Source organism: Natronomonas sp. (assembly GCF_046710025.1).
Classification (GTDB): domain Archaea; phylum Halobacteriota; class Halobacteria; order Halobacteriales; family Haloarculaceae; genus Natronomonas.
In genome coordinates this window covers 1-11,470 of sequence record NZ_JBKEGK010000070.1, presented here as the reverse complement: position 1 = coordinate 11,470, position 11,470 = coordinate 1, and the positions used below count along the sequence as shown (strand labels likewise).

At 66.4% G+C, this 11,470-nt stretch carries 13 protein-coding genes; 8 read left to right on the top strand and 5 right to left on the bottom strand.

The window, feature by feature from the left end:
* The 5 genes from ACI944_RS06745 to larC all read left to right on the top strand — a co-directional run.
* Positions 1–507: ABC transporter permease (locus tag ACI944_RS06745; RefSeq protein ID WP_411718290.1), on the top strand; the 507-nt coding region annotated here is incomplete at its 5' end.
* An 89-nt stretch (positions 508–596) separates the two neighbouring features.
* Entirely contained in the window at positions 597–1,199 is a 603-nt protein-coding gene (locus ACI944_RS06740) for a DUF420 domain-containing protein (RefSeq protein ID WP_411718289.1), read from the top strand.
* Positions 1,199–1,903 carry a 5-formyltetrahydrofolate cyclo-ligase gene (locus ACI944_RS06735; RefSeq protein ID WP_411718288.1) on the top strand — a complete coding sequence of 235 codons (705 nt, stop codon included), beginning with the start codon at positions 1,199–1,201 and terminating at the stop codon, positions 1,901–1,903. The genes ACI944_RS06740 and ACI944_RS06735 overlap by 1 nt, the downstream gene beginning before the upstream one ends.
* Positions 1,904–2,028: 125 nt before the next feature.
* Positions 2,029–2,172, top strand: a complete 144-nt coding sequence (locus tag ACI944_RS06730; protein WP_411718287.1) for a hypothetical protein — start codon at positions 2,029–2,031, stop codon at positions 2,170–2,172.
* A 97-nt stretch (positions 2,173–2,269) separates the two neighbouring features.
* Positions 2,270–3,661 carry a nickel pincer cofactor biosynthesis protein LarC gene (gene larC, locus ACI944_RS06725; RefSeq protein WP_411718286.1) on the top strand — a complete coding sequence of 464 codons (1,392 nt, stop codon included), beginning with the start codon at positions 2,270–2,272 and terminating at the stop codon, positions 3,659–3,661.
* Positions 3,662–3,745: 84 nt separating this feature from the next.
* Here larC and glnA read toward each other — a convergent pair whose 3' ends face one another.
* Positions 3,746–5,116 carry a type I glutamate--ammonia ligase gene (gene glnA / locus ACI944_RS06720; protein WP_411718285.1) on the bottom strand — a complete coding sequence of 457 codons (1,371 nt, stop codon included), beginning with the start codon at positions 5,114–5,116 and terminating at the stop codon, positions 3,746–3,748.
* A gap of 127 nt (positions 5,117–5,243) precedes the next feature.
* Between glnA and lrp the strand changes: the two genes are divergently transcribed.
* Positions 5,244–5,696: an HTH-type transcriptional regulator Lrp gene (lrp, locus tag ACI944_RS06715; RefSeq protein WP_411718284.1), complete on the top strand. Its 453-nt coding sequence runs from the start codon at positions 5,244–5,246 to the stop codon at positions 5,694–5,696.
* Between the two features lie 256 nt (positions 5,697–5,952).
* On the opposite strand, the gene hisH is transcribed toward lrp, so the two are convergent.
* Positions 5,953–6,597, bottom strand: coding sequence for an imidazole glycerol phosphate synthase subunit HisH (hisH, locus tag ACI944_RS06710; protein WP_411718283.1), 645 nt, complete (start codon positions 6,595–6,597; stop codon positions 5,953–5,955).
* A gap of 221 nt (positions 6,598–6,818) precedes the next feature.
* On the opposite strand from hisH, the gene ACI944_RS06705 reads away from it, so the two are divergent.
* Entirely contained in the window at positions 6,819–7,016 is a 198-nt protein-coding gene (locus tag ACI944_RS06705) for a hypothetical protein (RefSeq protein WP_411718282.1), read from the top strand.
* 713 nt (positions 7,017–7,729) lie between these two features.
* Here the strand turns inward: ACI944_RS06705 and ACI944_RS06700 are convergent.
* The 3 genes from ACI944_RS06700 to ACI944_RS06690 all read right to left on the bottom strand — a co-directional run bounded on the left by ACI944_RS06700 (position 7,730) and on the right by ACI944_RS06690 (position 9,330).
* Positions 7,730–8,311, bottom strand: a complete 582-nt coding sequence (locus tag ACI944_RS06700) for a uracil-DNA glycosylase (protein WP_411718281.1) — start codon at positions 8,309–8,311, stop codon at positions 7,730–7,732.
* Positions 8,312–8,450: 139 nt separating this feature from the next.
* Positions 8,451–9,062 carry a DUF99 family protein gene (locus ACI944_RS06695; RefSeq protein WP_411718280.1) on the bottom strand — a complete coding sequence of 204 codons (612 nt, stop codon included), beginning with the start codon at positions 9,060–9,062 and terminating at the stop codon, positions 8,451–8,453.
* 82 nt (positions 9,063–9,144) lie between these two features.
* On the bottom strand, positions 9,145–9,330 hold the full coding sequence (locus ACI944_RS06690; RefSeq protein ID WP_411718279.1) for a DUF5786 family protein: 186 nt from the start codon (positions 9,328–9,330) through the stop codon (positions 9,145–9,147).
* A 277-nt stretch (positions 9,331–9,607) separates the two neighbouring features.
* Between ACI944_RS06690 and ACI944_RS06685 the strand changes: the two genes are divergently transcribed.
* The coding region (locus tag ACI944_RS06685; RefSeq protein ID WP_411718278.1) for a PAS domain S-box protein at positions 9,608–11,470 on the top strand (1,863 nt) is incomplete at its 3' end.

The window sequence follows — 11,470 nt, the reverse complement described above, 5'->3', positions numbered from 1 at the left end:
ACGCCGCTGTCGCGCGCGGAGTGGTTGCTGGCGCAGACGCTCGTCAACGTCGCCGTCATCGGCCTCGCGTCGCTCGTCATCCTCGGGATGGTGCTCGCCGTCACCGACGCTACCTTCGCCGCGTCGCCGCTCGTCGTTCCCTATCTGGCGCTCGCGGTCGCGCTGTTCTGTGGGTTCGGTGCCCTGCTCGGCCGGGTCGCCGACTCACAGGACGGCGTCATTGCGGCCTCGAACGGCTTCGCGATCCCCCTTCTGTTCCTCTCGGAGACGTTCGTCACCCCGGCGTTGCTCCCGGCGTGGTTCGTCCCGTTCATGAACCTCTCGCCGCTGACGTACTTCGCGCGCGGGCTTCGAGCGGCCACCTACCGGCCGCCCTCCGGCGCAAGCGCGGGGACAGGTGGGGCGGGACTCATCGGCTCTGACCCCTACCTCAACCTGCTGGTGCTCGCCGTCGGCGCGGCCGTGTTCTTCGCCGTCGGCGCGTACGCCCTGCCGCGGACCGATTGACGCCGGGACGGGCGCCCGCCGCCGGTAAAGAACCGTCAACTGAAGGGGGAAAACGAAGCGGCCTTTTGCGACGAACACGAACTGTGCGTATGTCCACAGTACGCGGGCCACAGTTCGCCCGGGAACACCCGCGGGCGCTCGCGGCCGTCCTCACCGTGGTCGGCTACGTCGTCGTCATCGGAACGGTGTACGGCGGCGCGGGAATCTACCCGGAGATCTCGGAGTCAACCGTCGACCTGCTAGCGCACGCCATCGCCGTCGTCAACACCGCGACGATCGGCTGCCTGCTCGCCGGGGTCTACTGGATCAAAAACGACGAGGTAGCGAAACACCGCAAGGCGATGCTCACCGCGTTCGCGCTCATTCTTCTGTTCTTGGTGATGTACCTGCTAAAGACCGGCGGCGGCGGCCGAAAGGAGATCATCGCCGGCGCCCCGCTCCGGGGGCTGTACCTCGGGAGCCTCGGGATCCACATCGTCCTCTCCGTGCTCTCGGTCCCGTTCGTGCTGTACGCGATTACGCTGGGGTTGACCCACACGCCGGCAGAGTTGCGTGAGACCGCCCACGCGCGGGTGGGTCGGATCGCGGTGACGGCGTGGCTCGTGAGTCTCGTGTTGGGCATCGGCGCCTACCTCATGCTCACGTTTTATTACGCCCCCGAGCAGATCGAGTTCGTCCGGGGGATGGCGTAGTGGCCGACAAGGATTCGATCAGAGCGCGGATCTGGGACCGCCTCGCGGACGACGAGATCGCCCGGTTTCCGTTTCCACCACACGGCCGGATCACCAATTTCAAGGGCGCGAGCGAGGCGGCCGAGCGCGCGATGGCACTGCCCGAACTCGACGGTGCCGACGCGGTCAAAGCCAACCCTGACGCACCACAGTTGCCGCTACGGCGACGCCTTCTAAAGGCGGGGACGACGGTGTACATGGCCGTCCCGCGCCTCGGCGAGGAGGCGTGTTTCGTCGAACTCGACCCCGCGTCAGTCTCAGATCTTGACGCCGCACCGACGGTCTCACATATGGGCAGTTACGGGACTCGCGTTGGTCCCGAGGCGTTGCCGGAGGTCGACGCGGTCGTCTCGGGGAGCGTCGCGGTCGACCACGTGGGCGTCCGCGTGGGGAAGGGAGAGGGGTACAGCGATCTCGAGTTCGGGGTGTTGCGGGAGTTCGGACTCGTCGACGACGACACGCCGACGGTGACGACCGTCCACGACGTTCAGGTGATCGAGGCGGCGGTCGATCCAGACCGTCACGATGTCCCGATCGACATCATCTGCACGCCGACGCGGACGATCCGGACCGAGCCGGGGGCGAAGCCGACCGGGATCTACTGGTCGGCGCTGGACTCGACCCGCCGCGAGGAGATCCCGATTCTCGACCGGATAGCCCATTGACGGGGGGCGAGAAAGCGCAAACGCCCCATACCGAGCCGTCTATCCGGAGACCGCCGGCAGTTTTTGCCGTATCTATGATTATCGATCATTACATTTAATACATCGTAGGGTGTTGTGACAAGTAGATGTCCCGAGACGAGATCGAACCGATGGTCCCGATAATGCCGACAGACGACACGCCCGCAACGTCCGTTCGCGCCGACGGCGGACAGCGCAAACGCTTCGACGGCAACGAGGTAGAGGCCGCTCTCGTCCCGGATCTCCGGTAAGCCGCTCGATTCTCCAACCGCCCGATTTCGCACCGACCGCGAGGGCTACTGTCCCCCGACCGGTCCCTTTTTCGCCGCGGCGACCCGACCGCGAGCCATGCAGACGCTCGCGTTCGACGGCCGCACCGGGGCCGCCGGCGACATGATTCTCGCCGCGCTCGTGGCGGCCGGCGCTGACCCCGACGTCCTCGCCCCCGTTGAGGCTGCCCTCCCCATCGAGTATCGGATCGACGAGACCACTGAAAAGGGGATCGCCGCCACGACGGTCGATGTCGGTATCGAAGGCGGCGGGAGCGACACCGACGACGCGGACGCGAACGGCAGCGATCCCGGCGGGGCCGCGCACGCCCACCAGCACGGGGAGACCACCCACAGCCACGGTCGTACTCACGACCACGAAAACGATGGGACCCACGATGATGAGAACGACGAGACGGGCGACGGACACGCCCACGCTCACACGCGCGCTGAGGGGGCCGGGGCACACCGGACGTACGCCGAGTGCCGCGACCTCGTCGCCAGCATGGACCTGTCGGATCGGGTTGAGGCCGACGCCCTAGCGACGTTCCGACGACTCGGCGTCGCAGAGGCCCGCGTCCACGGGACCGACCTCGAGAGCACCCACTTCCACGAGGTCGGGGCCGACGACGCGATCGCCGATATCGTTGGCGCGGCGCTTCTCGTCGACGATCTCGGCGTCGAGTCGATCGTCACGACGCCGGTCGCCGCGGGCGGCGGCGAGGTGTCGATGAGCCACGGAACCTACCCGGTTCCGGCGCCAGCCGTCGCCTACATCGCCGGTGAGGCCAACTGGGAGTTGGTCGGCGGCCCGGTGGAGACGGAGCTTCTGACCCCGACCGGCGCGGCGGTGTTAGCGCAGTTCGCCGACGGAGTCGACTCGCTGCCGTCGCTGTCCGTCGAGTCGGTCGGCTACGGTGCCGGGCGAAAGTCCCTTGCGGACCGCCCGAACGTCCTCCGGGCGACGGTCGGGGCGGCGTCGGGCGGGCTCGTCCGCGACGGGATTCGGGTCCTCGAGACGGTCGTCGACGATACGACGCCGGAGGTACTTGGCGGCCTCCACGATCGACTCGCCGACGCCGGTGCTCGCGACGTGACGGTCGTCCCGACGGCAATGAAGAAGTCCCGACCCGGCCACCTGATACAGGTCGTCGTGCGGCCCGAGGACGTTTCGGCGGTCGCGGAACGGCTGGCGGCCGAGACGGGCACGCTCGGGGTTCGCGAGACGCCGACGACCCACCGCTGGATCGCCGAGCGCTCCGTCGAGGCCAGCACGATCGAGCTCAACGGCGAGCGCTACGAGGTCGACGTGAAGATCGCCGCGGACGACGCCGGAGATATATACGACGTGAGCGCCGAGTACGACGACTGTGCGGCGGTCGCCGCCGAGACCGGCCGCCCGACTCGTGAAATACTGCGACGCGCGGAGACGGCTTACCGGGCGAGCGAAACGTCCGATAGCGAACAGTAGCGGCGGCGAGTGAGAGTCGCGGAACCATTTATAAAAAGGCGGCGGGAGTCACGAGTCGACGGCGCTCGGAGGCAGTCGCTGGCCTCAGAACGTCTCGAGGTAGCGGTCGAGTTCCCAATCGGAAACGTCGACGAGGTACTCCTCGAACTCCTGGGTCTTCGCTTCGACGAACTTCTCGCCGATGTGGTCGCCGAGGGCGTTCATGACGACCTCGTCTTCCTCAAGGGCTTCGACGGCCTCGCCGAGGTTGCTCGGAAGCGTCTCGATGCCGTACTCTTCGCGTTTCGCCTCGTCGAACTCGTAGATGTTCTCGCGGATCGGATCGGGGGCTTCCAAGCCCTTCTCGATGCCGTCAAGGCCGGCGTGGATGAGCGCCGCGAAGGCGAGATAGGGGTTACACGAGGGGTCGGGGAAGCGGGCCTCGATGCGGCTTGCGGCCGGAACGCGTGCGGCCGGCTTGCGGATCAGCGCCGAGCGGTTGCGATCGGACCACGCGATGTAGACCGGCGCCTCGTAGCCGGGAACGAGGCGCTTGTAGCTGTTGACCGTCGGGTCCGCAACCGCCGTGATCGCCGGGGCGTGCTCGAGGACGCCGGCGAGGTACGAGTGAGCCGTCTCCGAGAGGTTGAACTCGTCGTCCTCGTCGTGGAAGGCGTTCTCGCCGTTCTTGAACAGCGACATGTGGGTGTGCATCCCCGAGCCGTTGATCTTCGGGATCGGCTTGGGCATGAACGTGGCGTGGAGGTCGTGTTGGGCGGCGATCGCCCGGACGACCGTCCGGAAGGTGCCGACGTTGTCCGCCGTCGTCAGCGCGTCGTCGTACTCGAAGTTGATCTCGTGTTGGCCGCGGGCGACCTCGTGGTGGGAGGCCTCGATCTCGAAGCCCATGTCTTCGAGGCCGTAGATGATGTCGCGGCGGACGTCGCTTGCAAGGTCCTTCGGCGCAAGGTCGAAGTAGCCGCCCTGGTCGCCGGTATCCGTGGTCGCTCGACCATCCTCGTCTTCCTCGAAGAGGAAGAACTCGGGCTCGGGCGCGAAGTTGATGTCGTAGCCCATCTCCTCGGCGCGGTCGATTGCGCGTCGGAGGACGTAGCGGGGATCGCCCTCGAAGGGCTCGCCGCTGGAGGTGTTATAAACGTCACAGATCATCCGGGCGGAGGCACCGTCGTCGAAGTTCCGCCACGGGAGCACGGCGAACGTGCTCGCATCTGGGATGAGCCGCATGTCGGACTCCTGGATCCGAACGAACCCCTCGATCGAGGAGCCGTCGAAGTAGATACCGTCAGTGAACGCCTTTTCAGCCTGGTCGGCCGGGACGGCGACGTTCTTGACCGTGCCGAGAATGTCGGTGAACTGCAGTCGGAGGAACCCGACGTCTTTCTCATCTATCTCGTCGAGAACGGCCTGTGCTTCATCCGTGAGACCGCCATCGGCGGTTACGTTGTCGTTCGTCATGTTTCTCGTCATGCGTTTCGACGCGTCCCCGTACTAAAACCTTGCTGATCTGCGCGAATATCTCGCCCCTGTCGAGAGAACTGAATAGTCGTAAACTTCTAAAGCCCCCAGTGAGTATCCGGCTGTAATGACGTACGAAAATCTTGACCGGAAATTGGTAAACGCGCTGCTTGAAGACGGCCGCGCCTCGCTGCGCTCGCTCGGCGAAGACCTGGACGTCTCGGTGACGACGGTGTCGAACCACATCTCGAACCTCGAGGACGACGGCATCATCCAAGGGTATGCCCCGATCGTCGACTACGGCGAGTTGGGCTACGACGTGACCGCGATCATCCAACTCAAGGTCGAGGGGAGCGCGCTCCCCGAGATCACCGACCGTCTCCAGGAGCACACACACATGGTCACCGTGTATGAGACCACCGGCGACCACGACATCATCGCCGTCGGGAAGTTCACCGACACCGACCACATGAACGAGCAGATAAAGGAACTGCTTATCGACCCCGATATCAAGGAATCCAACACGAGCGTCGTGCTCAACACCGTCGTCGAGAACGAGCAGTTCGACCTCGACTACTGAATCCGGGCGGACGGCGAACGACGACCGGCGCGTCGGTCTCGGCTCGGTCCGTCCACGCCGTCGTGATCGGCGAGTGGATCGCGACCGTGGCGGCGGTGGTGGTCATCGGCGCACTTGCCGTGGGATGGTAACCCTCCGGGTTGGAGCCGAACTCAACGTCGGACTGAAACCGAAATCGGCGTCGAAACCGCGGTAGACCCGAGAGTAAACGCCGAAACCGCGGTCGAAATCGACCTCAAGGCGGCCTCGGGCCGCCTCAATCGAGGCAGTACTCGACAAAGTTCCGCAGGATCCGAAGCCCCGTATCGCTCGATTTCTCGGGGTGGAACTGCGTGCCGAAGACGTTGCCCGCGTCGTTGGCGACGATGGCCGGGAACTCGACGCCGTACTCCGTCGTCGCGACGGCGGCCGACTCGTCGTCGGGAGCGGCGTAGTAGGAGTGGACGAAGTACGCGTAGTCGCCGTCGATTCCCTCCGCGATGGGGTGGTCGTGTTGGACGTCGAGTTCGTTCCACCCCATGTGGGGAACCTTCCGGCCTTCGTCGAATCGGAGGTTCGTCCCGGGCACGAGATCCAACCCCCGGACGTCGCCTTGACCGACCGTCTCGGCCTCCTTGCTCGTGGTCAAAAGCATCTGCATCCCAAGACAGATCCCGAAGAGTGGCTGTCCCTCCGCGGCGGCGTCGACGAGCGCGTCTCGGAAGGGGCCGGCGTTGTCCATCCCCTCGCTGAAGGCCCCGACGCCCGGCAGGACGATCCCGTCGGCGGCGTCGAAGTCGGCGGGGTCCTCCGACAGCGTCACCTCGGCGCCAGCCCGCTCCAGCCCGCGGGTGACGCTCCGGAGGTTCCCGAGACCGTAGTCGACGAGGACGACGTCCGCCGTCCGCTGGGTGGTACTCATGTTTCCGTCTCCGTGGCCGTCGGCAAAGTCGGTTTGGGTTCGCACAGGCGCGTTCATCGGGCGGTCCGCGTTCGTCGGGCGGTCCGCGTTCGTCGGGCGGTCCGCGTTCGTCCGGTGACTCGCCGTTTATAAAGGGCCAGCCACTTCTATACCCCGTTCGCTGGCCGGTGTTATACCCCGTTCGCCGACTATTTATAAGCGAACGCCGTGTGACGTGGCGTATGCCCCGCGATGCGCTGTTGGCCCCCGAAACGAAGATTACGCTTGTCTTCATGTTTCTCGGGCTTACAGCTTGGTATCTGGTCGGGACCGTCACGGAAAGCGATCTCTTGGAGTTGGGTGCGCTTTTCGGCATCGGGATCGTTGTCCCGACACTTATAAACGAACTGCGGCGTCGTTCGGAATCCGAGTCGGGCTGAGAGTTGGAGCGGAGTTGGACTGGACCGGTTCCGTTCCGTATCCGGCGACCTGTCTATTCTCCGGGAGATATGAGCCAACCGTTTGCTAGACACAAAGCGCGACACACTTCGACAGCCACACGCCTCCCCAACCGATTCACGTCGCTCACGGGCGCGATGCGCCCGTTCGCGCGCTGCTCATCCCTCGCACGTGGAATCGACCGGCCCTCGGAGGGTCGGCTCGCGTGCGCTCGCCGCCCGCCTCGGGCACGGCTCCGAGCGCGCGCCACCGCAGGGCGATTTGTCAATCAGGATATGTATCAATCAGGACGTGTTACTTGTGACATCCTCTCGCGTCTAAAGACGCGGGCCTCCCCCCGGTGTTGGCCGGGTCGGTCAATCCTGAAGGTTGGGAGTCTACGGTTTACTGGACAGTCAGCCAGTGGCTCTGCCACGAAGCCGTTACTCGTATCCTGCAGAGGACTTCGAGTTACCTGATTGTTTAACGACTGTCGGCGTGGTCGGCTTACGTGTTTGATTTCGGCTCTCGCCGTGGCAAACACCGAGTCAACTGCCAGTTTTCCACGCACCGTTACGGGACGGTGGTTTGTGGGTTAAATTGTCGGATTCATCTGGTGGCTAGCCACCAGTATTCTCCTTGAATCTCTATAAACGAAGCCAGTGCAGCGGCGGAGCGGGCGGTCTATGGCCGCAACGGCGAGGCGGACAGCTCTTTAAAACTCGCCTAACCGCGATTGGTCGCCGCCGCCCTCGACAAGGTCGACGGCCGCCTCGAGCGCCGAGGCGAACGTCTCCCGCTGGCTCGGGTCGTACAGCGTCGCCGCGGGGTGGACGCAGACGAGCACACGGCGCGGGTCGCTGGCGATCCGGGCGTCGTGGACGGACCCGGCCTCGGCGGTCACGGAGACGGACCGACCGAGCAGGTGCTCGGAGGGGACTTTCCCGAGCGTAACGACGACCTCCGGGTCGACGGCGTCGAGTTCCCGTTCGAGGTGCGACCGGCAGTTGGCCAGTTCGTCGGCGGTCGGATCCCGGTTGTTGGGGGGTCGACACCGGACGCAGTTCGTGATCCGGACGTCCCGGCGGGCGAGCCCCAGATCCCGGAGCGCGTCGTCGAGGACATCGCCCGACCGTCCGACGAAGGGGTCACCGGTCTCGTCCTCGTGCTCGCCGGGGGCCTCGCCGACGAAACACAACTCGGCGTCGGTCGGGCCGACGCCGTTGACGATGCGGCTCCGGGCGTCGCACAACTCCGCACACCGCGTGCAGTCCGAAACGTCGATTTCCTCGGGCACGTCCGTCAGGTCGACGCGCCGGGAGTTAACCCCGCCGGTCGAGGCGGCGATGGTGCGGTACCTGAGAGGTCGGCCGACCCGGCGGCCGCGGCTCGTCAAGCAGAGACGATCTGGCAGGTACCTACGACACGTCGAGCAGCTACGTCCCGTCGGACGGTCCCGCCGTTTTTAAACGCCCATCGCGTCGGGCAGCGTCAAGCCGCCCCGCGACCCGTTTCGCAACCCGTAGCGGCTCCGGGCGGCGCTCGTGGGTGTAGGCGTCGACCACGGCGTCGGCGGCCGCGTCGTCGAGGCCGACGCTCCGAACAAAGAGAGATTGCCCGTCAACCTCGATCCGCCGTCGCCCTGGAAGCGATCGGTAGGCCGCCAGGCGGGCCGCCCGCTCCTCGCCGTCGAAGGCCGCCTCGATCCCGGCTTCGAGGCCGTCGCCATCCTCGAAGGTAACGGCGACGATGGGACGGTCCGTCGCCGCCGCAAGCGCGCCGAGATCAACGATGTTGTACCACGCCAAGGCGACGCCCGCCACGAGAATGTAGCGGATGTCCGGGCGATCGAGACGCCGCCAGATATCGACCGCGGCCTCGGTGGCGTCACGGCCGCCGACGGTGCAACTCGAGACCTCGATATCGTCGACTACACGATCGGCGCGGGCCACCGCCCCACAGAGCGTACTCGCCGCTCCGTCGTCGTGACCGCGGTAGGACTCCGCGACCCCGAGCGCCCGGCACCCGGGTTTTACCTGCGGCGGCATTCGTCCCCGTCCGTCCGCAACCCGGCGTCAGCCCGACACCGGTCACGTCCTCGGGAGGCGGCCCGGCGGACGGGGCGTTCGCTCACTGGTTGTTGAATTTCTTGTAGGCCTCGAAGAGGTCCTCGGTTGAGGCGTCCTCGTACTCGAAGTTTATTTCGCCGTCGTGCGTCGATCCGGCTGGTCGGTCGTCCCCGTCGATGTCGCCGGCGTCACCGGCGTCTATCTCGTGGTTGCCCTGTTCGGATTCGTCGTAGCTTCCGAACCCCATGTGAGCGTCTAACAGCGTCGGGATTGTAAATTATGCGGCGGCAACCGGGGGCGTATCGGTCAGCATGGCTGGGCGGTCGGGGGAAGCTGGGCGGTCGGTGCGGCCAGCTCGGTCTGGGCGATAGATGCAGCCGGCGCGGTCTGGGCGATCGGTACAGCCGGACCTCAGCCCGCATCGACTGACGACGAGAACGCCTCTCGGAATCACCGGCCGAATCGGCCGGTACCATTATCAGCGCGTTCGTCGTACGCCGACGTAATGGATTGGGTGGTGTCGCATGGCTGCCGATAACCCCGAATCAGCCGTCGTGCTCTACGCCGGCCGGGGTCCCGCGATCGACCCTGGCGGACGATTTCGGCTCGAACGCGTCGCCCCGGGATCGGTCGCCGAGCACGCGGCGTTCGCCGACTGCGTCGTCCTCGAGGAACCCGGGTGTGGGTTGGCGGCGCTCGAGCGACTCCGCGGAACGTCGGTCCCGACGGTCCTGTATGACCGAACCGGGGATCCGGCGATCGCCGCCCGCGCGACCCGACTTGGTGTGACGGAGTACGTGACGGACGAAGGCGAGGGGCGACCGATCGACCGGATCGCCGGCGTCGCAGGGGTGTCAGGCCCACCGCCGGAGGGTCGGCGACACGAGGCCGCGGTGCGATCGCTTCGGAGGACTATCGCCGATGGGACACAGTCGTTCGAGGAGTCAGTCGAGGCGATCTTGGAGGCCGGACGCGAGCGGTTTGGCGCGTCTTGGGGGGCGCTCGCGGAGATCGACAACGCGTCGTACTCGGTCGTCGTGGCGGCGGGCGGCATCGATCCGGAGCCGACGGTACTAGAGGGAACGCTCTGTCGACGGACAGCCCGTTTCGATGGGCCGTGTTGTCTCCCCGATACGGGGTGTGCCCTCCGAAGCGGGGACGTGACTGGGGTGTTCGACCGACTCGGGAGTTACCTCGGGGCGACGGTCCACGTCGGGGGCGAACGCTACGGGACCGTGTGGTTCGGCAGCGAGTCGTCAAGGGGAGCGTACTCGGGCGCTGAACGACGGTTCGTGGAGTTGCTCGCGGGGGTATTGGGCGAGCGGATTGAGGCCGACCGGCAGCGACGAGCACAGCAGGCGGGAGTGGCCCGGCACCGCCGGGCTATCGACGCACTCGCCGAGGCGGGACAGTCGCTTCGTGTGGCTGGGACGGCGGCCGAAATCGCCGATATCGCGGCCGAGACGGCCGAGCGGATCGCCGACCTCGAAATTAGCGCGGTCAGGCTCTTCGATGACGGTGCCCGGGTCGCGGCGGCCGAGGACTCCGGCGATGCCCTGAGCGAGGACCGGGAGCGGCCGTCGGGGGCGGAGCCGAGTCGGGGCGAACTCGTCATCGGAGATGGCTCCGGCGATGTCGGGGGCGTCACGCGTTCGGCGACGGTAGCGCTGGGTGAACGGGGGGCGCTGTCAGTCGACGACGGAGCGGGATCGATCACGAAGGCTGAACGGCGACGGCTTGCGCTGTTGGCGACGCTCGTTGAATCGGCCCTTCATCGCCTTGACGGTGAGGCGGTGTCGAGTGGGGGCGACGCGGGGAGTGACGAGGCCACTACGCCCGGCCCCCCGACCCCGGCGACGGACGCTGACGAGGACCGACGCCGAGGGCGGTTTGGGCATCTCTTCGACGCGCTCCCGGACGCCGTCGTCGACGTGGAGTTCGTCGATGGCGAGCCGATCGTCCGTCGGGTCAACGACGCCTTCGAGGAGACGTTCGGCTACGACGAGGTCGCCGTCAGCGATACGCCGCTGGCGGAGGCGATCGTCCCGCCCGAGGGTAGCCCGGAGGTCGAACGGCTGGATGGAACCGCCTCCCGACAGAGCCACGAGACGGTCGAGGTCGAGCGGTTGACCGCCGAGGGGCGACGGACGTTCCTGTTCCGCGGGTTCAGCTACCGCTACGAGGGAACCGAGCGTGGGTTCGGCATCTACACCGACGTGACGGGGCGGCTCGAGCAGGAGCGCCGGCTTCGGGTCCTCCACCGCGTGCTGCGACACAACCTCCGAAACGAGATGACCGCGGTCATCGGCTACGCGAACATCCTGGCGGAGGAGGCTCAGATGGAGGAGTACCAAACGCAGGCCGAGCAGATCTACGAGCGGGCGATG

Excerpts from the sequence above, each read along its gene's own strand:
- ACI944_RS06740 (WP_411718289.1), top strand. The coding sequence starts at position 597 with ATGTCCACAGTACGCGGGCCACAGTTCGCCCGGGAACACCCGCGGGCG.
- ACI944_RS06730 (WP_411718287.1), top strand. The coding sequence starts at position 2,029 with ATGTCCCGAGACGAGATCGAACCGATGGTCCCGATAATGCCGACAGAC.
- larC (WP_411718286.1), top strand. The coding sequence starts at position 2,270 with ATGCAGACGCTCGCGTTCGACGGCCGCACCGGGGCCGCCGGCGACATG.
- glnA (WP_411718285.1), bottom strand. The coding sequence starts at position 5,116 with ATGACGAACGACAACGTAACCGCCGATGGCGGTCTCACGGATGAAGCA.
- lrp (WP_411718284.1), top strand. The coding sequence starts at position 5,244 with ATGACGTACGAAAATCTTGACCGGAAATTGGTAAACGCGCTGCTTGAA.
- hisH (WP_411718283.1), bottom strand. The coding sequence starts at position 6,597 with ATGAGTACCACCCAGCGGACGGCGGACGTCGTCCTCGTCGACTACGGT.
- ACI944_RS06705 (WP_411718282.1), top strand. The coding sequence starts at position 6,819 with ATGCCCCGCGATGCGCTGTTGGCCCCCGAAACGAAGATTACGCTTGTC.
- ACI944_RS06695 (WP_411718280.1), bottom strand. The coding sequence starts at position 9,062 with ATGCCGCCGCAGGTAAAACCCGGGTGCCGGGCGCTCGGGGTCGCGGAG.
- ACI944_RS06690 (WP_411718279.1), bottom strand. The coding sequence starts at position 9,330 with ATGGGGTTCGGAAGCTACGACGAATCCGAACAGGGCAACCACGAGATA.